Source organism: Nitrospira sp. (assembly GCA_029194665.1).
Taxonomy (GTDB): domain Bacteria; phylum Nitrospirota; class Nitrospiria; order Nitrospirales; family Nitrospiraceae; genus Nitrospira_D.
Genome location: JARFXO010000002.1, coordinates 788,869 through 813,309, shown reverse-complemented (window position 1 = coordinate 813,309; position 24,441 = coordinate 788,869). Strand labels below are relative to the sequence as shown.

Genomic DNA, 24,441 nt, shown 5'->3' with positions numbered 1-24,441 from the left:
CTAGGTCTGTTGAGATCAGCCGGTTATTCAGGTGCATGATTGCGGCTGTGCTTCTCTGCGAGGCATTGCCGGCGTTGTCTGTCCATGGAGAGACGCTCATTGTCCCAACAGCGATCGTGCGGTCACGGTACGATTCCAATATCTATCGTCAGCCGGTGCAGTTGTTGGCACCGGGCACGCAGCCCCAGGATTTTATCACGACCGTGGGCGGTGGCCTGGATCTGCTCCACAAAACTCGTGACATAGAAGCGGATGTGAGGATGGGGGGCACATTCAATGCCCTGGTGGTAAACTCGAATCGGAATTATTTCGCTGCGTTGCTCTCTGCCAACATTGGATTGGATCGCTGGGTTGATCAGTATGTCAGAGGCGCAAGGTTGAACGTCGCGGAGAACTTGCGATATTCTCCCACCCTACCGTCCTTTCTGGCGGGAGCAAGGGATGTTCCGGAAGATGTGAGCTTGATTAGCGGCACCCAAGGATTTCGAGCCAATACGCTTTTCAACACCACGAATGTCACGGGATCATACCCTTTGTCACGAGATGTCTCTCTGGAAGGGGGCTATCTCTTCGGGCTTCGGAGCGTGGGACGACTTCAAGGGACGGAAAGTGGCCTCGCCGACCTCGTTTACTTCAACACGATGAACAACACCTGGCACGGAGGGCCTCGCTATCGGCTGACGCGAAACGACAGTGTTGCGGTCTTTTATAAGCAGATGTTCCTTTCGCAAGAGCGACCCGGAGGCAGCAGGACCATTAATACCAATGTGATCAATTTCGCGGCTGAATACGACAAGGCGTATCAAGAGTGGGGTTTCAAGATTCAAGGAGGGGTTACGGTTGTCGAACCAGGCGGACAGGTGTTTCCGACCGGTACCTTACAGGTGACAACCACGCCTGAGCGGGATACCGCAGTCCGTCTAGCCCTTTCACGGGAAGCCAGACCATCGTTTTTCCAACAGAGTGGAGCAATGATCAGTAATATTGCAAGACTGGGAGTCAGCCATAGAATCTATGAACGGCTCACCCTCGATGGGACGATCGCCTATGCCTATAATCAATATCTACCCATCAGCAGCCACCAGATCTATCAAAATTTTACCACGACGTCGAGACTCGCCTATAAATTGACCAGAAACTTCACAGGCGAGATCTTTGGCCTTTACCAATATATTGACAGTAACAGGTCGGCAGTTGAATACCAATTCCCGCGCGTTGAAGTGGGATTTATGCTGACGATGGAGTGGAGGTGAAGCGCTGTGGTGCTGCTGGTCGTTTTGGGACGACAGGTTTCGACCGGGATGTGGCCTCAGTTCAAATGAGTAGAATGAGGGCCATCTGCATATTTCCTTCCGGTTCATATCCTATGCTGCTATGTTCATGGGCTACAACTACTGGAATCTCGAGGTTTGAGTATCTGTTGAGGGGGAACATCAAGATTGCTGGAAACGTTAGAAGAATCGCTCGGATTCGAATAGGTGATGAGGGAAAGCCACGGATGCACAGCGCTCAAACACAATCGATTCCCCACAGGTCGACCGTTTGATGCTGTTGTTCAGTCTGCTCATCAACAGAGGGATTCCGCTCATTTTCCTTGATGAAGGATTTCGTGATCGATCGTGCATGTTCTGAGGATGTCGTGGTTCATTACACACCTCCCCGAGGCATCGAAGCAACTTCGTTAGTGATGACGGTTCCAAGTGATCTGGAACGTGGGACGAATGTAGACTTGCCCATTTCCGAGCGAACGTGAGTAAAGCCGAATGATCGCTATCGAAAATCATGTCGCCGTTGTGACGGGGGCAAGTCAGGGGATCGGACGGGCTATAGCGCTTGGTCTTGCAGCGCAGAGGGTCAGACTGTTTCTGGTTGGACGAAACAGCACCACCTTGCACGAAGTGGCAGAGCTTGCGCGCAAGTCGTCGCCAGTGGTCGTGGTTCGTGTTATCGATCTGGTGAGCGATGGGGCTGTTACAGGTATAGCAAGAAATATTAACCAGAAGTTTGGTGGTCTTGATGTGCTAATCCACTGTGCTGGAACCTATTCTATGGGGGACCTTCAAACCGCTTCAGTTGACGATTTCGATAGGTTGTATCGCACCAATGTGCGAATGCCATATCTGTTAACCCAGTCCCTTTTACCGATGCTGAAAAGAAGGAAAGGCCAGATCGTCTTTATTAATTCTAGTCAGGGGCTTCAAGCGAGGGCGCGTGTTGGTCAATATGCCGCCTCCCAGCATGCGTTGAAGGCCATAGCGGACAGTCTCAGGGAGGAAGTCAACTCAGACGGAGTTCGGGTGTTTAGCGTCTATCCCGGACGGACCGCCACGCCACGTATGGAGGCCATGTTCACAATGCAAGAGAGGGAGTACAAACCGGAACTTCTTCTCCAGCCTGAAGATATCGCAGAGGTTGTCATTAATACTCTGATGATGCCATTAACTGCTGAGGTGACGAACATCACTATGCGTCCGCTCATAAAATCGTATTGAGTTTGAAAGTGGCGCTAACAATTTTGACGACGCCCGGTCACCGCCGTAAAGCTGAGGTGTCGAACGAAAGTTGTGTTGGTTCGCAGTGGGTTGTACGTGTTTTCCTGAAAGGTACCTCCTGGGTATCGGAGTGCCTGAAAGCTAGCCTCTGTGACTTTTCTCGATAACTAAGAGTTACGGGTGAACTGAAAAAGCCGAAGCGCTGTGAGACGCGTCCATATTAGTGTGTCTGCGTATGAGTGAGCAAGGTATCTGAGGTGTCTATGGAAGAGAACGTTCAGGTGATTCGGATCGAGCGGTCCCAAGGATGGGTAACGCTTCAACTGAAGGAGTTGTGGGCCTATCGAGAGTTGCTATACTTTCTGATCTGGCGAGATATCAAGGTGCGCTACAAGCAGACCGCACTGGGCGTGGCATGGGCCATTATCCAACCTGTTTTTACAATGATCGTCTTTAGCCTTTTCTTTGGTCGATTAGCAAAAATGCCTTCCGATGGAATTCCCTACCCGCTTTTCAGTTATGCTGCCTTGGTTCCCTGGACCTTCTTTTCTCACGGGTTGACGCTAGCATCCAACAGCTTGGTAGGAAGTGCCAATCTGATCAAAAAGGTCTATTTCCCAAGACTTTCCGTCCCGATCGCGGCGGTGACCTCCGGTCTCATCGATTTTTCGATCGCCTTCATGGTGCTTCTCGGCATGATGCTTTATTATGGCATTGTCCCCACGCTCAATGTGATCTGGCTTCCTTTTTTGATTTTGCTCACACTCATGACTTCGCTCGGTGTCTCTCTCTGGCTTTCCGCCTTAAATGTCCAATTTCGCGACGTACGGTACATACTCCCTTTTCTGACGCAACTCTGGCTTTTTGCAACCCCCATCGCCTATCCCAGCAGTCTGTTGTCCGAACCTTGGAGGACTCTCTATAGCATTAATCCCATGGTTGGGGTGGTGGAGGGATTCCGTTGGGCCTTGCTCGAGGCGAAGACCGCCCCAGGGCCGATGTTGATTGTTTCTTCTCTGGCTGCGCTGGCACTTTTGGTGGGAGGGGCATTCTACTTCCGTCGGTTAGAAAAAACGTTTGCGGATGTGGTGTGAGGTTGAGCTCTGCGGCTGTCGCAGAGAGGGGAAAAACAGAGTTGAACTGTGGGTGGACTGTAAGAGGTAGCGCTGAGTTGTTTAAGAATTGAGCGAGTACCGCTATCCAACCCAATACTCTGCGTACTCGGAGAGGAATCATGGGCGATATCGCAATACGAGTCAAGGGAATCGGCAAGAAATATCGCATCGGGAAAAAGGAACGATACAAAACGCTGCGGGATACATTGGCTTCAGCCTTTGCCTCTCCGTTTCAAAAAGCGGGGAAGTTGTTGCGAGGGGAAGGACTGGGTACTGCTGAGGGGGATGAGATCATCTGGGCCTTAGAAGACATTTCTTTTGAGGTGAGACGTGGTGAAGCCATTGGTGTTATCGGCGGTAACGGGGCAGGCAAAAGCACATTCCTAAAGATACTCTCGCGGATTACTGAGCCGACGACAGGCTTTGCCGATATCTATGGGCGTGTCGGTTCTCTCTTGGAGGTGGGAACCGGTTTTCACCCGGAGTTAACCGGGAGGGACAATATCTATCTCAACGGAGCGATCCTCGGCATGAAGCGAGTCGAGATCGACAGAAAGTTCGACGACATAGTCGCTTTTTCAGAGGTTGATCGCTTTATCGATACCCCCGTCAAGCACTATTCCAGCGGAATGTATCTTCGATTAGCCTTTGCCGTCGCGGCACATCTTGAGCCGGAGATTCTGTTGGTCGACGAAGTCTTGGCTGTGGGGGATGCGGGATTCCAAAAAAAGTGCCTTGGCAAAATGGGGACCGTGGTCAAAGAGGGCCGCACGGTCTTGCTCGTCAGTCACAACATGGGAGCGATCACTCAGCTGTGTGAGACAACCGTACACCTTGAGAAAGGGAGACTCAAGCGAGTCGGACCCTCTGGCGAAGTGGTGAGTGCGTATTTGTCTTCATCGGTCGGCACAGATGTCAAGTCAGACTGGTTCAACGATTCATCCAAACCGAACCACGCTGAAGTCCGATTTAGTTCTGCACGGCTGTTGTCGATCGATGAACAGCCTCTATCCGTTGTGCACTTTAACAGCACGTTTCTCATTGAAATTGCATATTCTATTACAGTTCCGATACGAGATCTGTCTATTTCATATAAAGTGTACGATGCGCAGGGGAATCTTGTGTTTGAGTCCATGGATACGGACATGCGTGAATGGAAAGGGCGTGTGAGGGAGCCAGGGCAGTATCGTTCTCTTTGCGAGGTGCTTCCATCATTTCTCAAGCCAGGCCGATACTATGTGTCTCTCGTCTCCTTTGTCGAACACGTGAAAATTATCGAGACGCAGCAAAGTGTCCTGTCATTCGATGTATCGGAAGTCGGCTATCCCTTGAACCCAGGTCGATTGGGAATTGTCTCGCCGGTGTTGCAATGGAAAGTAATCGGATGAAGTTGAGCGTCATCATCCCCTGTTTCAACGTTGCGGATACCATTGCGACCCAACTCGAAGCACTCGCCAATCAGCGTTGGTCCGAGCCTTGGGAGGTCATTGTTTCTGACAATGGATCGACGGATGGTTCAATGGAGATCGTGAAAAAATATGAGGGCCGTCTGCCTCATCTTCGCCTTGTCGACGCATCCGGCAGGCGCGGGAGGGGATATGCCAGAAATGTAGCAGCAAAGGTCGCGCGAGGTGCATCGCTTGCTTTCTGTGATGCAGATGATGAGGTCGCTCCAGGGTGGCTGGCCGCGATGGGAGAAGCATTAGCCAAGTACGATTTTGTTGCGTGCCGTATCGATGTGTATAAACTCAGTCCCCTCTGGATAGCGAAGATGCGAAAGCATTCTCAAGCATTGAGGCTTCAGACGGATGGTGCGCCGCCTTCTCTTTCGCACGCCGGGGGTGGGACCATCGCTGTCAAGCGATGGCTACATGATGAAGTCGGTGGGTTTGATGAATCATTCATCCGCCATCAGGATACAGAATACTGTTGGAAAATTCAGTTAAAGGGGGCGAAGCTTCATTTTGTTCCGGAAGCGGTTGTGCATGTGCGCTTGAGAGATACCTTGATGGGGAATTATCGCCAGGCTTTCGGTTGGGGAGAATACAGCGTTCTTCTCTATAAAAGGTATCAGCACTTGGGTATGCTAAAGCGTACATGGAAAGATGGGATTTATTCATGGATGAATCTGGTACTAGGCTTCATTAAAGGTGCTCCAAAGATTCGAAGTAAGAGTGATCTTATCCGTTGGTCCTGGGCATTTGGGGAAGTACTCGGCCGGCTGAAGGGTAGTATTAGATACAGAACTTTCAGGATTTGATGGTAATTGTAGAATATTTACAAGTTGCTGAGCGCATCTGCCACTTCCATTACCTCGTCGAACAACAATGTTCGAGGTAATGGGCGACTTCAAAGAGGGCAGCGAGTAGAAGGTCTGGGCCAATTAATCCGAGTACCGTAGGTATGCGTTCTTTTGTTGGAAGGGTATATAGGGCATTGAGGGTGGTGCCCCTTTTTGTCGTTGGGACGATCACGAATGTTTCCACTTCAAACCCGGTGGCGGCCCTCACGTTCGACGATGGTCCGGATCCAGTTTTCACACCTCTTCTTCTCGATGTTTTGAAAAAACACCGTACGAAGGCGACATTTTTCATGGTGGGGAAGGCTGCCGAACGTCATCCTGATATTGTTAAGGAGGTCGCTGTTGCTGGACATGCGATAGGCAACCACTCCTGGGATCACCCATCTTTTCCGCTGATCACTGGACGCGAGCGGCGGGCTCAGATCCAGGCATGCGAAAAGGCGATTGCTCCGTACGGGCAAAGACTTTTCCGTCCCCCCTATGGAGATCAAAACCTACTGTCTCGTCTTGAGGCTTTGTGGCTTGGATATCAGGTCATCATGTATAGTCTGACTGCCGTGGACTGGCTCGATCATGATGCGGATTGGATGAAAAACCAGGTCATGAGTCGAATTCAAAACGGCAGCATCATCCTCTTCCATGATTCGCTCTTTCAGTATAGAGATAATCGATACGCCGACCGGGAGCCGATGTTGAACGCGCTGGACATGCTTCTGAAAGAGCTTTGTGGGCGCTTCACCTTCGTCACTATCCCAGAGTTGATCAGTCAAGGACGTCCTCAGAGGACGTACTGGATCAAGACAACCGACATCAATATCTTGAATGAACGCAGCGGACCGTATGGGGAACCAAGGCAATACTCAAGAGTTCAATAGCAATAAAAAGAAGGGGAATGGATGCGTGACGTTACTTCACTGAAAATCACACCAGCCGAAGGTGGATAAATCAGTCTCACTTGGAGGCAGGGGTAAGTTTAGCAGGAGCGCGCACTATTTTTGAGTCAAGAATAAGCATGAATATGTTATCCATGGAAACGGCGAGGAGTGGCGGATGAGCCAGCGTGGAAGGGGCGAAGGAAGAGTTCAGTACACATGGGGAAAGGCATTCTGTCGCAATCAGTTCATGCTTGGCCCCTTTTTTATCGATGAGCTTACATCATGGGGAAAAACGAAAATCGGAAGTTCGATTTGCTTAATGACGCATCCAGATCTAAATGTGTGCCAGGCAAATCATGAGAATCAATCGGTAACGTTAATTGGGTATATGCTCGATCCAGACGATTCAGACGCATCGGATATCGACATAATAAACGGTCTGATGGAGGAAATTTCTGACTTCGACAGGCTGCTCGAACGAAGTGGTAACTTCGGCGGGCGCTGGATATTGATCGTAGACAATGGAAAACGACTAAGGTTGTTTCATGATGCGTTTGGCCTACGTCAAGTGTTCTATGCCGATCCCAACTATACTTCCGAAGTATGGTGTGCATCGCAACCAGGAATGATCGCAGAGCGACTAGGGTTGGCAGCGGATTTGAGTGCAATTAACTTTATCAATACATCAAAACAGAGAGACGCAGAGTACTGGTGGCCTGGGGACAGTTGTCCGTATAGGGAAATAAGACATTTGCTCCCCAATCACTATTTGAACCTCGATTCTGGTTCCAATTGTAGATATTGGCCTAACAAGCCATTGAAAAATTTACCGCTCGAAGAGGTAGTAGGAAAAACTGCCAAAACTTTGCAGGGATTAATGGAAAGTGTCTCGAATCGATATGACTTAGCGGTCTCACTCACGGCTGGATGGGATAGTAGGTTGGTATTGGCAGCATCGAGGGGGATTCGAGATAAAGTTTCATATGTCACGGTAAGACAAACAGGAATGCCAGAGAACCATGCAGATATTATCGTCCCTTCTATCCTAGCGTCCGAATTGGGATTAAAACACGATATTGTGGAAGCTCCTCCTGCGATGGATGGCGACCTTATGTCGATTTTTCAGAACAACGTGTCTTTTTCTCATGAAAAGTGGGGGCCTGACGCGCAGGCCATCCTGGAATATAACCTACACAGTAAAGTCACCGTAACGGGAAGTGCATCAGAAGTCGCAAGATGTTTTTACAGGCCAAGGTCCCGACAGATAACCCCTCAGTCACTATCAACTCTTGTGATGGGCAATAATTTATTTGCAGTGGGACCATTTGAGAATTGGTTGAACGGACTCAATGACACATTCAACTATGATAGGTTTGACCTGTTTTATTGGGAACAAAGATGTGGCAATTGGCTTGCCATGTGTCAGTCGGAATTCGACATTGCATGGAAAGACATTTTTACTCCGTTCAATTGCCGAGAATTAATAGTAAACATGCTGGCCGTAGATGAAAAATATAGGAAGCCACCTACATATGAATTGTATAAGGAAATCATGTCTCAGCTATGGCCGGAAGTTCTACGTACTCCCATTAATCCCCACAAAAGGAAAGGTGTGAGCGGGTTAATAAAGTCATTTTTAAAGACTCAATTGCGCCCCTATACCCCGGAGTTCATCAAGAGGTCCTTAAGAGGGCGCTAATCTAGCGGGAGGACCGTACTCCGTAAAAAGGAAGGGGAGTATTTCATGCTCCCTACTTGTAAATGAGGCCACTCTGAGACTTCAAACTATTCTTGCCATTCTTGCCATGCCTCAGTGGTTACCTTTCGCCCTAAACACCACATTCATACATATCAGTATTGTCAGGCTTCAAAGGATGTTACCTGTTCGGGGCTAATGAAAGTTAGATTACGCAGTTCTGCAGAGAGCTGCGATCTTGAAGAGGGTGGAATGGGAATATGTGTGGAATAGCCGGGGAATTGAGATTCCGGACGAAACAGGCTGCACGCGCAGACTGGAATAAGATCAGTTCTATGATGTCCCGCAGGGGGCCTGACGATGTCGGATTCTGGTCTAATGACGGTTCTTGTACCTTAGTCTTCCGCCGACTGGCGATAATTGATTTGAGCCCCCGAGGCCATCAGCCCATGACTGTGGGGAACGGCCGATACACATTAGTGTTTAATGGCGAGATCTATAATTTTATGGCCTTGCGGAGACAATTGGAGAGCCGTGGGGTTACATTCCGTTCAGCAAGTGATAGTGAAGTTGTGCTCTATGCATTAATAGAGTGGGGTACCGAAGCGCTAGCCAAGTTCAATGGGATGTTTGCATTGGGCTTTTATGACAGCGCTGAAAAGGCATTGCTACTGGCACGAGATCACGCAGGAATGAAGCCGCTTTATTATTTGATGTGCGAGAGCGGCATTGTCTTCGCTTCACAGTACGATCAAATACTGGCCCATCCCTGGAGTTCTCATTTTAAAGTGTCCGAGGAGGCCTTGGGACTCTATTTGCGCTTAGGCTATATTCCCGCTCCTTGGGCTATTAAAGAGAATACCCACATGCTTGAACCGGGCATGTGGATCGAAATTTCTGCGGATGGACATTGCAAACGAGGTCATTTTTATATGCTTCCGCAGTATGCCGAACCTTCGTTGAGAGGGGAAGAAGCACTAGAAGCAGTGGATGAAGCCATAACAGCAGCTGTGAAACGGCACTTAGTCAGTGATGTTCCTGTGGGAGCATTTTTATCCGGTGGCATCGACTCTCCTTTGGTGGTGGCCAAGATGCGGGCTGTCAGCTCGAAAAATATACAGACCTTCACTATTGGAACAGGCCAAAAAGAAACGGACGAATCCCTGGATGCCCAGGCATACGCAAAAGAAATAGGAGTGGAGCACAAAGTCGAAAATATATCATCGGATCAGGCATTGAGTATGGTTAGCGATGTCATCGATGCTTGTGGAGAACCGTTTGGTGACTATTCGGTGTTTCCTACCCTGATGGTTTCAAGATTGGCCAGTCGCGATCACAAGGTTGTGCTGTCTGGTGATGGCGGTGACGAATTGTTCTGGGGCTACCCCAGTCGATTTGGAAGACTTATTCACCTGACCGAGGACCTCAAGAGTCCTCTTTGGTTGAGAAGGTTGCAGTGGGGCATGAAAAGAGTGCATTCAAGAGTCAATGACAGGTGCCTGCTTACGGATTCGTTAGGCAACGGCCATCGTGCTATGCATACCCGTCTCCCCGAAGCGCTTCTGAAAAAAGTGTTTCCCTCATTGCCGGCTTGGCCGTCAGGGAGCAATGTTTATGCTTACGATGACCGTGACCCTGATCGGATAGCGCAGCTGTCGCGGTGGCATGAGTTGGTTTATCACTTGACAATGGTATTGATGAAGGTTGATCGAGCCAGTATGTACAATTCACTTGAGGTTCGCGTGCCTTTTCTCGACCGCGAGGTAATTGAAGTAGCATCAAAGGTTGATTGGCGTGATTGCCTGCATGTGGCTCAGAAATTGGGAAAGTTGCCATTACGGCATATACTGGGTAAAAGTGTGAAGTATCAAACTCATAAGAAACGTGGTTTTGAAGCTCCGATGGCAGCGTGGCTCAAAACAGTCCTGAAAGAAATGTTTGAAGAATATGTCCTGAGACAGACCGATATCCTGGGGGCTGAAATCAATCGAGGAGCGATGGGTAGAGTATTTGAAGGACACATTAGTGGACGATGTGACTATGCACGGGGACTCTGGCCGCTACTAAGCTTGGCATTATGGGCAAAGAAATACTCCATGAGCTCGAGCTAGGATCGAGCAAGACGGCATTCGATATCATGGTGGACAGTTAGCAGTTAGTTCAGCGGGAGGAAGAGCAGGCCTAGCTCGAATCATAATTAGCCCGCCCTGTAAGGGCATGGCGCTTCATCAAGAAAAGACAAAATGCCGGATCGTACTACTCCTCTCGTCTCAATAGGCATCCCCACTTATAACCGGGCAAACACTTATCTAAGATGTGCGTTGCGAAGCGCGGTGAATCAGACATACAGGAATATAGAGATCATTGTTTCCGATAATTGTTCACCAGACAATACCGAATCGGTTGTCAAGGAGTTCGATGATCTCCGAATAAGGTACTACAGACATAAAGAAAATATCGGCCCAGTCAATAATCGAAATTTTTGCCTAGAGCGATCTCAAGGAAAATATTTCGTCTTGCTTTCGGATGATGATCAGATCGACGATGATTTCATTTCTGCCTGTATGGCTGCGGTGAAATATCCTGGGGAGCCGGGCGTAATTTTGACCGGCGTACGCGAAATTGACTCCGAAGGGAATATCTTATCCGCTTCTTACAATACAGTTGGCGGATACTCGACGGCAGATTTTATCTTAGGATGGTTCGATCGTAAACTGCCTTTATATCTGTGCAGTACAGTCTTCAACACCAAGAGATTGAAACAGCTTGGGGGGATATGTTCGAAGGCGAATAAGTATGATGACGTCGTGGCATACGTTCAACTTGCTGCGAAATACGGAAGAGTCGACGTTTTCGACGTAAAAGCCAGTTTTCGTAGGCATGGCAGTAATATTGGGGATGAGGCTCACTATTCTGAGTGGTGCGAAGACAGTCTTTATCTGCTGGATGTCATGTGCAAGGTAGTGCCGGAGCATGCGACTGTAATAAGAGAAAGGGGAATGTCATACTTTTGCTTAAGGAATTACATCCGCGTTGCGGGAATAAAATCTCCGACAGCGCGAGTTCATGCCTACCTCACTGTCTACAGGACTTTTAACTATAATTATTCTCCAATACGCTTTATGTATGTAAAGAATGTTCGTCGCATCGTGAATTTTGTGAAAGGAATAAGTGCATACTTGTAGTGCAGAGCCATGCCTGCCTTATATAAAATGAGTGGATTCAGGCAGGTTTAGTGGTCTGGGACTCGTCTGCAACAAATATCATGAAAATTGCATTTCTTGTTAACCAGTTTCCTTCTGTGGCCGAGACGTTTGTCTTAAATCAAATTGTGGGTTTAATAGACTTGGGACATGATGTCCACATTTTTGCCGACATGTCGGTGAGGAATGTCCGAAGTCATGACAATTATGAGAAATATGGTCTATCAAGAAGAACTCGCTACTATGGCATCCCTGAAAACAAAATATTGAGAATAATAAAAGCTATTTCCTTGATCATTAAATATGCGCCAAACAACTATCACGTTATATTCAAATCGTTAGATATTTTTAGTTATGGTAAACCGGCACTGTCTCTAAATCTCCTATTCATGAGCGTTGCGTTGCTAGAAAAAGGTCCTTTTGATATCATCCATTCTCAGTTCGGTACGCTCGGACTGTTTGCGGTATCCTTAAATCAAATCCTTCCGAGTAAGTGCAAGTTAGTAACATCCATCAGAGGGTATGATATAACCGTGTTTCTGAAAAAGCACCCAGGTATTTATCATGAATTATTTAGACAGGGAGATTTGTTCTTGCCAGTATGCCAATTTCTCAAGGAACGGTTGATTTACGAGGGCTGTGACGAAAAGAAGATCGTGGTTCACTATTCCGGTTTAGATTGTTCAAAATTTGAATATTTCCCAAGACAGCGAATACTCGGTGAGCCGTTAAGAGTCCTGACGATTGCGAGGTTAATTGAAAAAAAGGGGGTGGCTTTTGCTATTGAGGCTGTGTCACGCCTTCTTTCAAAAGGGGAAAAGATACAATATATGGTCGTCGGCGATGGAGTGCTTCGCGAGAATTTGCAGCAGTTGATAGAGGGCATGGGTGTCGAGCGACAGGTCAAATTACTTGGTTGGAAAACCCATGAAGAAGTTAAGATGTTATTAGATGAATCGCATGTGTTGGTTGCTCCGAGTCTAACTGCTGAGGGTGGTGACCAGGAAGGAATCCCGAATGCCATAAAAGAGGCGATGGCTTCGGGATTACCCGTGATCAGTACGTTTCACAGCGGGATACCAGAACTGGTTACCCATGGCGTGTCGGGTTTGTTGGTGCCGGAGAGGGATGCGGCTTCTCTTGCGGATGCGCTTGCATATCTAATAAGCCATTCTGAAATTTGTAAGGAGATGGGTCAGGCGGGAAGGAGGCAGGTGGAGCAAAAGTTTGATACAAACTCCTTGAATAAGAAATTGGAAGGATTATATCGGGGACTTACGCAAGAAACCTAATTCCCGATCCTGAAATCTTCCTACATTTCTCCAGCATGCATCTATTTTGATCTTCGATGCCGCTTCGGATTTGCGCCGAAGATGTGGGGTGGCAACCGCGTTTCAGGTTTTGGTATTACACGAGGAAATATCCAGAGATGATCGGTGGTCACTCGTTGGAGCGGACTGGTCTAGAGGGAAGCACGAGGCAGTTTACCAATAGACCAAAGCTGCTCTTCCTTGCATATCCATTCCCGCCACTGCAGGCGGTTGGTGCTGTTCGTACGGGGAACATGGCAAGGCATTTGGCCAGGTTAGGGTGGGATGTGACAGTAGTAACACCCGATCCTTCCATATGGCGAAATGTTGATGACATTGGGAAGGTTTCGACGGGGTTAGAGCGTGAGGGCATCAAGCGGATCCTGACTGGCCACCGATGGCGATGTCTCTCAGCACAAGGTGTCAAGTGCTGGAATCAGAACGTAGGGTGGGTTGCTGGAGGAATATGCCGAACGATTGCACGACGCTTAGGGGTTGATAGGCATGTCGGTTGGATTAAGGAGGCGGAGCGAGCTTGTTCCAATCTGAGTCCGATGGACGTGGACATAATTCTTGCTTCCGGTTCACCGTTCGTGGCGTTTCGACTTGCAAGAAGCCTCTCAGTCCGGCTCGGCCGGCCTTATGTTCTGGACTATCGTGACCCCTGGACAGAGAATCATATCGCCGATCAGTCTCCACGGCCGGTGACTGTCCGGGAAGAGGCGAGTTTGCTTCAAGGTTGTGCAGCGGTCACCATTGCGTCGCCTTCGTGGGGTGCGGACTTGGATCGACGCTATGGTGTTGGTGCAAAGGTTCATGTGGTTACAAACGGCTATGACCCTGGTGAGATGACAGCTGTTGAACCATACGACTTCGGACATTGTGCTTTTGTGTATGCAGGGAGTTTCTATGCACCGAAGATCTCCATCTCATCTTTCCTGGCTGCGCTCAAATGTCTACAGGAATCGTTGAACAAAGCGAGTGAGAAATGGTACTTCCACTACTATGGTGTGCACGAAAGCCATGTTCGTGAACAGGCAGCGAATTATGGTCTGACTGATCGGACGGTGCTTCATGGGAGAGTCCCAAGGCGCGAGGCTTTATCGGCAGTGAAGGGTGCAAGCCTCGCAGTAGTAATCAGTTCAGTCTATGAACGAAACCTATTAAGAGATAAGGGGATCATCCCGGCCAAAATATTTGAGGCCATCGGACTGGGGACTCCTGTTCTTCTCATTGCCCCTCCTGGCAGCGACGCAACAGCTCTACTCGCCCCCACCGGATTAGTGAAAAGTTTTACGGGCCCTGATACTCAGGGTATGGTATCGTTTCTCAAGGATGTGGTTTGTGGACAGGCTCTGCAGCCCGGGAATATCGAGAGTTGTTCGTGGACAGCCATCTCCAAGAAACTCGATGTCCTCCTACGAGGAGTGGTGGAACGCGATAGAGGTCACGCATAGGTGGGAGACGGAGACAGAGGTCGGAGTGGATCGAATGAGCCACGTTAGACAAGGATAGTGGTCGTTCTATCTATACATGGGCAAAGGAAAATCTAAGTGACCGCTATGATGAACCGATCTGTTGGATTGGAGCGGAGAATGCTGGCCAATGAGGAACCAGCCGCGGCTCGATACATCCTTACCTATCCCAGCGTCACCCCGGTTGAGCGATGCTTGCTTTGGACTTCCATGGTCGCGTTACCGCTGCAAAATTCCTTTCCTACAGTGGCCGGGGTGAGCTCCTCTTTTCTTCTCTTCGCCGCGCTCTTCTCATACGTCATTGTGAATCGACCTCGCATCTTGGGCGAGATTTGGTACCATCCGGTTTTCATTGCAGCCTATGCCTTCATTGGCGTCGCCATCCTTCTTGAGTTTTCAAGTCCGCTATCTAGGTATCAGGAGGTGATACGATTTGCACAAATGATTGGAGGTGCGGTATGTGTGGCAGTGCTGTGTCGGGATCGATCGGGGTTGACCACTGGCCTGTATGGATGTATCGGGACGGCCTTGTGGGTATCAGTTGTCCTCTACTTGACTTCGTATGGAATGCTGCAAGGAATGGGACCAACAAGTGATTTCCATGAGGCTAGCAACCTTCGTGGTGGCCTGGATACGGGCATCAAGGCTAATTTAAATGGATTGGCCTTCATGTGCGCTCAGGGAGCCATCGTCGCATTCGCCCTGTCTTTATCAGACCGGTTCAAGTATTTCCGTATCCTATTGTTGGGAATAGGCATCTTCTGCCTTGTGGCCGCGTTCCTGCCGATGTCTAGGGGGGCTGCGGTAATCACCGCCGTGTCGGTTGCAACGGTTCTCTATGCGCATGGAGTGAAACAAGGAAAAGCTTTGATTCTTGTTTCTATTCTAGGTTTGGGCATTTATGTTTTTGTTCCTGAGGCTGTGTGGTCCCGGATGACGTTCTCGACCGCGACGAGCGAGGGCGGAAAGATGGAGGGCCGTGCGTATATATATACCACGGCACTGAACCGGCTGCCGGAATACGTCGTGGCCGGTGTCGGTGCGGGAAATTTCTTCGGCAAGTGGGGATTCGATAATGGATTTTTCAGAGATTCTGGGAACAACGTGTTAGGTGCACATAACACCTTTCTCCAGGTCACAATTTTCTGGGGGGTGTTCGGTCTCTTCATGTTCATGTTGATGCTATGGCTCATCTATCGTGCAATTCCATTGCGATGTGGTCGTGATGGGCTGTCGCTTGCGCTGTTGGGGATACTTGTCTCGCTCGGTATGGTGTTGTTGGAGTCTCACCAGTTTTGGGACAAGTGGTTTTCCTTTGGTTTGGGCATGTTGATTGGGGCTCGGCGATGGATCTGGCCTACAGGCATCGTGTCGCCCAATGCGGTAACCCAAAGCTCCTCGTATGAGAAAATATGATAAGTCTATGCTCTTCGCAATTGTGGCCCTTCCCATCAAACGATATGTGTTCCCTTCCTTGCCAGCATCATGTTCTTGCAAGGCGTTAAGTACGGGGGAGACCTGGTTCTCTTGAGTTCAACCAAAGCCGCAGAAATTGGTAGGGAATCGGTATGACTGGGCAAGTGGCCATCCATCACCGAAACGGTAGTTTTTCTGATCGATGGATTGCATATTGTGAGTTGGAAGGCATCCCCTACAAGGTCGTGAACTGCCTTGATTCAGACATTATGAAGCAGCTGAGTTCTTCAGATACCTTGCTGTGGCATTGGAACCATGGAGACCCGCGTGACCAGTTGATGGCGCGCAATGTCATCATGGCCGCCGCGGCGATGGGTGTCAAAGTCTTCCCGAGCGTCTCTACATGCTGGCATTTCGACGATAAAATCGCTCAGAAGTATCTATTGGAGGCGATCGGTGCACCGTTGGTTCCCACCTACGTGTTTTATGACCTTGAAGAAGCTTTGCGTTGGATTGACCGAGTTTCTTTTCCGAAGGTATTCAAGTTGCGCAAGGGGGCTGGTTCCACCAACGTCAAGCTAGTTCACAGTGCTACTGCAGCTCGTGCTTTAGCAGAACGTGCCTTTTCTTCCGGATTCTCGCCGGTCGCTCACTATGGGCAGGATGCGCTTAAGCGTTACCGAGTTGCAAAGAGACGAGGCGATTTATTGAATGTCGTCAAACGTATTCCGCGAGTCTTGGCAACGATCCAGAACAACAAGAGAATGATGGGGCGCGAGAAAGGGTATGCGTATTTTCAAGACTTCATTCCAGGCAATGATTTTGATACACGCGTGACCGTCATTGGCAACCGGGCCTTTGGCTACACCAGAAACGTTCGCCCCGGCGATTTTCGGGCTTCCGGCAGCGGTGATATCGTGTATGACACCGGTAGAATCAACCAAAAGTGTGTGGAGATGGCTTTTGATGTGACGCGGAAGGTTGGCTCACAAAGCATGGCCTTCGATTTCGTGGTAGGAGCAGAGCAACAACCTTTCATTCTTGAGGTAAGCTACACCTACATTCCACAGTTGGTTCATTCCTGTCCGGGATATTGGGATGGCAGGTTGACCTGGTACGAGGGACATGTCTGGCCTCAGGACGCGATTCTCATCGATCTTCTTAATGACATTGACCGATCCAGCCAATAAAGTATTCAGCCAGGTACCAGAGCGCTGGATTGCACCACTGTCCTTGTCATCTGCCCTATCAAGCAGACACGCTTGAAAAGGAACTTCTGATCTTCCCATCATCAGACTGCGATGGACCAATAGCGACGGGCTTAGTCTAGCTGAGGTGTTGTTCTAAGCTGGTTGTGAGGAGGTGAACGGATGTTGCTTGTGTCGGTACGGTTGCGTCCAGTGCCGTTTGGATCAGCATCGGAGGGCTACAATGAGTCAATGCGCGATTTCGACTGTGGCGACCTCCGTGTCAGTATCCGCACAGGCTCTCTCTTTGGTTTCCGGTGTAAGATAGGTGACTGGATCGTCGCCGGGGAATCATGTTTCCCACTCAAGGAGAGCGACACTCGTCCCCTTCAGGAGGGTATTCTGAACGGTATGCCGCTCGACGTGCTTCTCGGCGATCGCATTCTACTGCTCGTCGGAATTGACCTCTCCAAGCGAGTTGTGACGATTGTCCATAGCATTGCGAGTTGGAGACCATGTTACTGGTCCGTGGGACCTGGCTCTTTTACCTGTTCCACGTCAGTGTCCGGACTAAAGGAAATCGGGCACGTAGTGGCATGGGACCCCGCATGCACGCCGGAGTATCTGATGTACCGGTTTGTTGCCCCCCCGCGATCGATCCTGCGTGGTGTCCGAAAGCTCGCGGGAGGACAATGTCTCGTCGTTGATCTCGATGCAGGCAGGGTCTGCGAAGAGCGGCGTTGGCGCTGGCCGGGTGGAGGAGGGGTCGATCCCAAGGAGAACATCGCTGACGTCCTTTGTGCGCGCGTTGAGGAATGGCTACAGTGCTTCCCCAGTGCAGGGATTCTCTTAAGTGGAGGGCTTGATTCCTCGTTACTTGGCGCACTTGCTCGAGTCACCCACCCGGATGTACACACCTTTTCAACAAATTTCTCGTTCGCGAACTCGGACGATGGCGAGGCTCAGTACGCATTGTCTATGGCACGTCAGCTGGGTGTCGTCCATCAGGTCCACAACACGAGCCCTGAACGATACTTAACGGGGTGGGTTGAGAGCATCCATGCTGCCGAGGAACCGGTCCATCACCTTCAATCCGTGCTTTTGCACATTTTGCTTCAGGATCGCGCCGCCGTCGGCCACGGTGCGGTCCTCTGCGGCGAGGGTGCTGACTGCGTCGTTGGGAACGCTTCCCACGAGTTCCTCTACCGCCATAGAGCAGCGGTTGCGTCCCTCCGCATTACACATCTTGGCTCAGCTTCGGCGGCACTTGCGAATGCTCTAGGTTGGCACGGTCGGTGGAGTTCGCTCCTCACTCGACGGTATGATCGTCAACTGTCGTCGGTTCACCATTATCTCTGGCTTCTTGGCCGATATGGTGATCGTGACATCGTGCGACAGATCCTCTCCTGCGACGACACAGCGCTCCTCGGCGAGCGCCTCTCGCTCCTTGAGGCCTATTGTGATCGACCATTACTCGATCAAGTTACCGCACTGGCTCTATTGTCAGAGGGACACGCCACGATATCGATTTGGGGGAAACTTGCAGAGGCGTCCGGTGTCTACCTTGCGTGCCCATATACGAGTCCCTCAGTTCTTGCGGCAGTGATGACTATACCCTGGGACGTGAAACTGCGAGAGAAGAAGTACCTCGTTCGCGCGGCCTTGCGACAACTTGGCGTCCCTGAGATTCTAGTTACACGTCGGAAGCTGAGCTTTGGTTTCCCTGCGCGCTTTTGGGCTCCCCAGGGTGCGCTCTTCCAGCCAATCGTAGATATGGCTACGCAAGTACACGACGCACGTGTCCTGAAGTCATTGCAGAGAGAGGAAGGCGGGGCCTCAATGGTGTTGTGGTGCCTCCTTAACCAATTTCTATGGATGCAGCTGTTTGAGGTCGGTCGGTCGGTCGAGGATCTGTCCGACGAGATTCTCGATCGTCGCCGTACTGCCGCTAAATCTGGTTGACGGCCGGCATCGGCCACCTTCACAGCCGACTGGAGCAGGGGAACCTCCTTGTTAGGGTGGCTGTTGTGCCAGAATGTTTCCCTCTCGTGTAAGCCTCCCCGTCAAGGAGACAGTGGCAGAGGAGAATTTCTGGCCGGTTGACGTTGAGCCTATTCCGAGACAACTCTTAACGAGAGCAGACGACTTCCTCGGTGATCTGTTAAGTGGAGTCACAGTAATAAGCAAGTAACCGTATTTCAATGGCTCTTTAATTGCCCACCGAACTTTCTCCTTCTTGCCAATCTGGATAAATAAAAGTCTAAGAGTATATTAGGATTAATCAGCATGCGACTCGCAATACCCTGGCTTCGATGAGACTCTACAACCTCGTGGTAGAAGCTCCCTAAATATAGAGCAGTTTGCCCTATGGAGAGGGCTTGCATTCTTTCACGGCCCGCTATGCGCCCCCTTCTAGCCCTCACTAAACCCAGTTTGATTCCTAAGTCATCGGGGTCTGGCATCGCGATATGACATCCCTCGATCCCATTAACTCTTTCACGTACATCCCCCACATCTACAGAAACGACTGGTAGGTCACATGCCAGAGCTTCCTTGATGACGTTTGGTGATCCCTCGTGTAATGATGTTAGTAGTACAACATCGCTGGCGTTGAGCCAGATGGGAACTTCTTCATGAGGTACTCCTCGAAGTTGATGCAGCTCTGCATTCAGTCCCGATCGGTTGGCTTTGTCAATTGCCGCTTGTGCCAGGTTGAGACGCTTACAAGGATCGCCAGCGTTGGTGGGGAATAAAACATGGAACTTGCTGGGGTCCCATCCTAACTTGTTGCGGCAGTCCACCAGGTTAAGCGGTCTGAACCGCTCAAGATTAATACCGTTTGGAATGATTCGAACCTTGGATCGACTAACAGTGCCAGGAAGAGCCTCTTCGAGGTTCCGAGATTTGACCACAATCCCGGCAGCTCGCCTGGCCGCAATATGTGACGCCAAAATCCCATATTCACTCATAATTCTTCTTACTGATCCTGATAGAAGTTCCCCTAAAAGGTCAGATCCACAGAATGAAACCACCGTCGGCCTATCTTTTACAATGCGCGTCACCCGCTCTGCCAGGACCCCCCCGTACATGGCATGAACCACATCGGGCTGAAACTGCTCGATGCGACTTCGAAGTTCTGCTCCCATGGTGAAATAAGAGCGCATACCTCTCTCACAGCGATTAACGTGCATCACGTCAACATTCAGGCCGCTATGTCTTAGCCCAAGGACTTGCTGCTCGACAAAAGTACCCATCCCCGCGTTTCGCTGAGTGGGGTATAGATTAGTCACCGCCAAAACGCGCATGGATCACCATCCTTGCCCGCATGATTCATGACTGATAGTCAGCGGGGTAGTGGCCGCCATTCTGGATTCGCCAGCGACACCCATGCCCCTGTCGTGGTCGCTAATGGCAACGGCAGGGGCCCATGTTCTCTATTGGGAGCGATCCGGTGGTCATCGCGCGTTCTGCGCGGAAGAATCGCAACACACGTCCCCTGTCTGAGGTTCTCTCTGGCACGTTTCTCCATACCTTCCTACGTGTGGTTGACCTGGTACCGCGCCCACGGCCACTCGTTGCCGGGTCGTGCTCCACGGCGCCGTGCGAGTTAAGCGCAGCATCAGGCGGCGCACCGAACGTTCCACCCAGACCGTCAGCTTAAGTATCCGTTCCCTCAGGGTGAGGTTCCCTACATTGTTTCGACAAGTGTTGTCTGACAATAAGCTCATGGATCTTGAGCTTGCCTCCTCCTTTCGGAGCTGCTGAAATGGAGACGATTTATTCGAAAATATGTATGAGAGTTATCTAACAGTCTATTATGAGCCTGTCCGACATTGAGAGCCTGGAAAATTCGTCGCACACATTTGGCTCGGGATTAACGATCCCGACTTAGTCAGGGTGATTTGTCCCCCTTAAACCGCCAATTTCGTCAGTGTCGGACAGGCTCCTAGTACTACTGTGTCATAAATATCATTGATTGACCTGGTTTCTGCCACAGCAGGGGCATCGCGACAGTGTTCGGGCAATCGCCCGTGCCAATCGAAATCGGCCGGTCGCTATCGACATCGGGATGTGCCGTTGCATCGGACTGAGCCCCACGCGGGCGGAACCTGGTGGGAACGACAGGCGCCTGGAGTCGAGCGGCGTTTGTTTTACTGCCGGTGAGCCGCTCCAACATCAAGAACCCGTAGGCGGCAATGCACAAGCTGGCATGATGATGAAATCCCCGCCAATTCCGCCCCGCGAAGTGTCCGAGCCCTAACTCCTGCTTGAGTTCCTCATAGTCCCGTTCGATTCGCCACCGCCCCATCACCGTCCGAATCATCTCCTGCCAGGTGCTCGTCACAGGCAGATTGCTGAACCAATAATGCGTTGGGGCCTCAGCTTCGGACGGCCATTCGATGATCGACCATTCCTCTTCTCGCGGCTGGTCTCGGTGGGTCGCTCGGACTCGGACTCGCGCAAAGCGCGAACGCAACGGCGTCTCTGTCCCTTGGCGCCAGGTGACCGTGCGCCAGCAGCGACTCGCCAGGGCGTCGGTCACCGCCGAAATGGCCATCGGCTGATGCGTGGCATCACGCCGCAGGCGACTATGCGGGCGACCCTTCAAGCCCTTGGGCGTCGTCTCTTCCAGCGGCTGACACTCACCCCACCACACCGTCGTTCCCGGACGTACACCGACGGCATACCGCAGCCCCGACCGGCCAGCGCTTCCCGCCAGGCCGTCTCATCCCCATACGCGGCATCGGCCAGAACCACGCCGTGCGGATACCCCGCCGCCAAGGCCGCCTCAATGTGCTGCCGCGCCACACTCGGCTTGGTCTTGAACCCCAGCTCCTCGGGGACGCCCACCTTGCGGCACCGCGCCCGGTCGTCGGTCCACTTCTGCGGCAGGTACAACTGAAATCCCACCCGACAGACTCCCGCGGTCGCTCGCGATCGACAGCGAAACGGCAACCCGGCAGTTGTCCTGCTTGCCCGTCTGGCCACAGTATTGGCGGGCCACGCCGACCGACTGGTTCCCCTTCTTCGGAAACCCCCGTGTCATCGACGATCCAGTACACCAGCTCATCCTCCTCAACCAGTTTCGGCAGGACGGTCCGCGGCACCGTCGACAGCAGCGCCGCATCACTCCAGTTTGCCTTGGCCACCAGGTGATGCATCGAGTGGTGGGCCGAACGCACGCGCTCCGGGTGGACTCGCGCCGCCATCGGTTCAATGCTCTTGCGCTCCCCCGGCAGCAGCAATCCTTGCAGATACCAGCGCGCAGGCTGCTCTCGATCCGCAGGCCTCAGCGTCTCGATCAATCGGTCGCAATATCGCTCAAATCTCGCCTCCAGGCTCCAGCTCATGGCGCACCTCATTGCTCTCATGAAGATGTCGCCATAATAAACTGTTTTATGACACAGTAGTACTAGGAGCGATAAAGTCCACGCAGAGCATGGAAGGGGCCATCCAATTCCGCCTCCAATATGACTCCCGGTGCATTGGGGAGTCCAATCCTGGATAATGAGAACTGATCGTTCACTCCGATTTGATTGACGCGCAAACTATAATGAGATTGGAACACACACCGAAACCCCACAGAGATTGCCAGCTTCACAAGGTCAGGGGTAAATGAACCAGCTGGAAAAACAAATGGTGGGCGTGTAATTCCACAACGATGTTGAATGTCGTGAAGAGAGGCTTCCATCTCCCATCGAGCTTCTTCTGGAGATAGCAGCGCCATCCAAGGATGTGAAAACGAATGCGCTCCGAATTCGATTCCTCCTTTCTGCATGGTCTTGACCTGATCCCAGGTCAACATTCGATCTCGCGGGATTTCTATCTGAAGTAACCCAGACACTTCCGCAATGCTCCGCTCTCGCTCAGCGCGAGGCATATGCCCAAGAACTTTCCTGACAGTGGTTCTTGCGGCATTTCGGTCACTTGGTGATTTCAGTGGCACAGGTATTTCCTTGGTCGTTATGTGACACAAGCTGTCAACTTTTGTCTTTTGAAACAGGTAACCAACCTTTTGGGGCCAAGGTAAATCACCACTCGACACACAACCGGTGGCCAGAAAGACGGTAGCCGGAACATGATACTGCTGAAGTATGGGGTATGCGTTCGTGAAATTATCGCGGAATCCATCATCAAAAGTAATGACGACCGAATTAGGTGGAATCGATTGGCGTTGTTCGTAACAATCAAGCAGTTTACTCAGGGGAAGGAAGTGATAGTGCCGACTCAGATAGTCGAGCTGCTCGGCTAGCCAAGAAGGCCTTAACCCCGGAAGACATCCTTCATCATCGTCTGTCACCCGGTGCCCACAGAGGATTGTTGCACCATTTTTCGGGCAGAACTTTCGACTTACTCTAGCCATTCCCGCGCCCACGATGACCTGACTCAATCCCATCCGAGTCAACTCTTTCAAACTCACATCAGCCCTCCAAATGACTGAGCCCCAGATCGACATGCGATTAGGTAACGAATTCTCTCGTTCGCACAGGCATTTCGTGCAAAATCTCCTGGCTCAAAAATCCACTCGGAGTTCCCTCCCTTTTGCACAAACCTTCCCGGTATCCCGTCTTTTCGCATCTGATCCACCGAATGACTCGCCCCAAAGACCGCTTGTAGTTCATTTACGAGCAGCCGACCATCTGTGGTTTCAAACACATCAACGTCCATGCTTCGAAACCGTCCCTTTTCGGTAACCTCCAGAAGAAAATTAAGATGCCGTTCTTCAGGAACATCCCACCCCACTAATCCGGAACCACTGTGGAAACCGTCAACACAACCTTTTGTGTGACCAAAAAATGAGTCTCCAATCCTAACCAATCTCCATTCTTTGTGCACGGAAATGTATTCCTGAAGGAGCACCGTCCCCCATTGCCGGTCTCGGCGATCGAGACCATTGGGCTGAAAACCTTCTTGAAAAACCTTACCTACAAATCGCCGAAGCTTGTCCCGATCATGGAATAACTTTACTCCGGAAGCCACCGCTCCAAAACTCGCTTTGAAAATTATAGGCAGGTCACACGAAGTAACAAATTGCTGACACTCATCCAGATCATAGAACACCCAGGTTCGCGGATGGGGAATTCTATTGCTTGCCAGCCAATAGGCCAACCGGCGCTTATCCTCGTAGAACCACATTTCACGCGTGGTGGGAAAGACCGTAATTCCTATTTCGCGATCGAGAATTTCGATCCGATCCTTGATCATTGAGTTCCAAATACTTAAATAGGCATCCCCCCAAACGAGTATCACCTCGCAGGAGGATTCCCGTATTTGGTTAAGCCAGTCAGATTTCATAAGATCGATAACCCTAAACGGCACTCCCATTTCCAAGCATGCGGCTACATAACATCCGTGTGCTTGCATAGGAT

17 protein-coding genes and 1 pseudogene are annotated in these 24,441 nt (G+C 50.7%); 14 read left to right on the top strand and 4 right to left on the bottom strand.

Features of this window, described 5'->3' with window-relative positions; genetic code table 11:
- Positions 1-35 precede the first annotated feature (35 nt).
- The 14 genes from P0119_09385 to P0119_09320 all read left to right on the top strand — a co-directional run bounded on the left by P0119_09385 (position 36) and on the right by P0119_09320 (position 19,033).
- A complete protein-coding gene (locus tag P0119_09385; GenBank protein MDF0666267.1) occupies positions 36-1,253 on the top strand; it encodes an outer membrane beta-barrel protein in 1,218 nt (405 codons plus the stop codon).
- A gap of 510 nt (positions 1,254-1,763) precedes the next feature.
- On the top strand, positions 1,764-2,492 hold the full coding sequence (locus P0119_09380; protein MDF0666266.1) for an SDR family NAD(P)-dependent oxidoreductase: 729 nt from the start codon (positions 1,764-1,766) through the stop codon (positions 2,490-2,492).
- Between the two features lie 263 nt (positions 2,493-2,755).
- Positions 2,756-3,586, top strand: coding sequence for an ABC transporter permease (locus P0119_09375; GenBank protein MDF0666265.1), 831 nt, complete (start codon positions 2,756-2,758; stop codon positions 3,584-3,586).
- Positions 3,587-3,726: 140 nt separating this feature from the next.
- Complete coding sequence (locus tag P0119_09370) at positions 3,727-4,995, top strand: ABC transporter ATP-binding protein (GenBank protein ID MDF0666264.1); 1,269 nt, start codon at positions 3,727-3,729, stop codon at positions 4,993-4,995.
- A complete protein-coding gene (locus tag P0119_09365; GenBank protein ID MDF0666263.1) occupies positions 4,992-5,867 on the top strand; it encodes a glycosyltransferase in 876 nt (291 codons plus the stop codon). Before P0119_09370 ends, P0119_09365 begins: the two co-directional genes overlap by 4 nt.
- A 185-nt stretch (positions 5,868-6,052) precedes the next feature.
- Positions 6,053-6,784: a polysaccharide deacetylase family protein gene (locus P0119_09360; protein MDF0666262.1), complete on the top strand. Its 732-nt coding sequence runs from the start codon at positions 6,053-6,055 to the stop codon at positions 6,782-6,784.
- A gap of 175 nt (positions 6,785-6,959) precedes the next feature.
- The gene (locus P0119_09355; GenBank protein MDF0666261.1) at positions 6,960-8,483 is read left to right on the top strand and encodes a hypothetical protein; all 1,524 of its coding nucleotides are present in this window, start codon (positions 6,960-6,962) and stop codon (positions 8,481-8,483) included.
- A gap of 257 nt (positions 8,484-8,740) precedes the next feature.
- Positions 8,741-10,591: an asparagine synthase (glutamine-hydrolyzing) gene (asnB, locus tag P0119_09350; protein MDF0666260.1), complete on the top strand. Its 1,851-nt coding sequence runs from the start codon at positions 8,741-8,743 to the stop codon at positions 10,589-10,591.
- A gap of 132 nt (positions 10,592-10,723) precedes the next feature.
- Positions 10,724-11,665, top strand: coding sequence for a glycosyltransferase family 2 protein (locus P0119_09345; protein MDF0666259.1), 942 nt, complete (start codon positions 10,724-10,726; stop codon positions 11,663-11,665).
- An 80-nt stretch (positions 11,666-11,745) separates the two neighbouring features.
- Positions 11,746-12,975: a glycosyltransferase gene (locus P0119_09340; protein ID MDF0666258.1), complete on the top strand. Its 1,230-nt coding sequence runs from the start codon at positions 11,746-11,748 to the stop codon at positions 12,973-12,975.
- Positions 12,976-13,112: 137 nt separating this feature from the next.
- Positions 13,113-14,450, top strand: coding sequence for a glycosyltransferase (locus tag P0119_09335; protein ID MDF0666257.1), 1,338 nt, complete (start codon positions 13,113-13,115; stop codon positions 14,448-14,450).
- Between the two features lie 105 nt (positions 14,451-14,555).
- Positions 14,556-15,884 carry an O-antigen ligase family protein gene (locus tag P0119_09330; protein ID MDF0666256.1) on the top strand — a complete coding sequence of 443 codons (1,329 nt, stop codon included), beginning with the start codon at positions 14,556-14,558 and terminating at the stop codon, positions 15,882-15,884.
- A 152-nt stretch (positions 15,885-16,036) separates the two neighbouring features.
- Positions 16,037-17,074 carry a hypothetical protein gene (locus P0119_09325; GenBank protein ID MDF0666255.1) on the top strand — a complete coding sequence of 346 codons (1,038 nt, stop codon included), beginning with the start codon at positions 16,037-16,039 and terminating at the stop codon, positions 17,072-17,074.
- Positions 17,075-17,254: 180 nt separating this feature from the next.
- Positions 17,255-19,033: an asparagine synthase C-terminal domain-containing protein gene (locus P0119_09320; GenBank protein MDF0666254.1), complete on the top strand. Its 1,779-nt coding sequence runs from the start codon at positions 17,255-17,257 to the stop codon at positions 19,031-19,033.
- A gap of 236 nt (positions 19,034-19,269) precedes the next feature.
- On the opposite strand, the gene P0119_09315 is transcribed toward P0119_09320, so the two are convergent.
- From P0119_09315 to P0119_09300, 4 genes and pseudogenes are all read right to left on the bottom strand, one after another.
- Complete coding sequence (locus tag P0119_09315) at positions 19,270-20,376, bottom strand: glycosyltransferase (GenBank protein ID MDF0666253.1); 1,107 nt, start codon at positions 20,374-20,376, stop codon at positions 19,270-19,272.
- 773 nt (positions 20,377-21,149) lie between these two features.
- Positions 21,150-22,422, bottom strand: a pseudogene (locus tag P0119_09310) (IS701 family transposase).
- Between the two features lie 62 nt (positions 22,423-22,484).
- Positions 22,485-23,492: a polysaccharide deacetylase family protein gene (locus P0119_09305; protein MDF0666252.1), complete on the bottom strand. Its 1,008-nt coding sequence runs from the start codon at positions 23,490-23,492 to the stop codon at positions 22,485-22,487.
- Positions 23,489-24,367, bottom strand: a complete 879-nt coding sequence (locus tag P0119_09300) for a hypothetical protein (GenBank protein MDF0666251.1) — start codon at positions 24,365-24,367, stop codon at positions 23,489-23,491. The genes P0119_09305 and P0119_09300 overlap by 4 nt, the downstream gene beginning before the upstream one ends.
- Positions 24,368-24,441 lie beyond the last annotated feature (74 nt).

Bases quoted from the DNA above. Each gene is read 5' to 3' on its own strand.
- P0119_09385 (MDF0666267.1), top strand. From the start codon at position 36: ATGATTGCGGCTGTGCTTCTCTGCGAGGCATTGCCGGCGTTGTCTGTC.
- P0119_09380 (MDF0666266.1), top strand. From the start codon at position 1,764: ATGATCGCTATCGAAAATCATGTCGCCGTTGTGACGGGGGCAAGTCAG.
- P0119_09375 (MDF0666265.1), top strand. From the start codon at position 2,756: ATGGAAGAGAACGTTCAGGTGATTCGGATCGAGCGGTCCCAAGGATGG.
- P0119_09370 (MDF0666264.1), top strand. From the start codon at position 3,727: ATGGGCGATATCGCAATACGAGTCAAGGGAATCGGCAAGAAATATCGC.
- P0119_09365 (MDF0666263.1), top strand. From the start codon at position 4,992: ATGAAGTTGAGCGTCATCATCCCCTGTTTCAACGTTGCGGATACCATT.
- P0119_09355 (MDF0666261.1), top strand. From the start codon at position 6,960: ATGAGCCAGCGTGGAAGGGGCGAAGGAAGAGTTCAGTACACATGGGGA.
- asnB (MDF0666260.1), top strand. From the start codon at position 8,741: ATGTGTGGAATAGCCGGGGAATTGAGATTCCGGACGAAACAGGCTGCA.
- P0119_09345 (MDF0666259.1), top strand. From the start codon at position 10,724: ATGCCGGATCGTACTACTCCTCTCGTCTCAATAGGCATCCCCACTTAT.
- P0119_09340 (MDF0666258.1), top strand. From the start codon at position 11,746: ATGAAAATTGCATTTCTTGTTAACCAGTTTCCTTCTGTGGCCGAGACG.
- P0119_09335 (MDF0666257.1), top strand. From the start codon at position 13,113: ATGATCGGTGGTCACTCGTTGGAGCGGACTGGTCTAGAGGGAAGCACG.
- P0119_09330 (MDF0666256.1), top strand. From the start codon at position 14,556: ATGATGAACCGATCTGTTGGATTGGAGCGGAGAATGCTGGCCAATGAG.
- P0119_09325 (MDF0666255.1), top strand. From the start codon at position 16,037: ATGACTGGGCAAGTGGCCATCCATCACCGAAACGGTAGTTTTTCTGAT.
- P0119_09320 (MDF0666254.1), top strand. From the start codon at position 17,255: ATGTTGCTTGTGTCGGTACGGTTGCGTCCAGTGCCGTTTGGATCAGCA.
- P0119_09315 (MDF0666253.1), bottom strand. From the start codon at position 20,376: ATGCGCGTTTTGGCGGTGACTAATCTATACCCCACTCAGCGAAACGCG.
- P0119_09300 (MDF0666251.1), bottom strand. From the start codon at position 24,367: ATGAAATCTGACTGGCTTAACCAAATACGGGAATCCTCCTGCGAGGTG.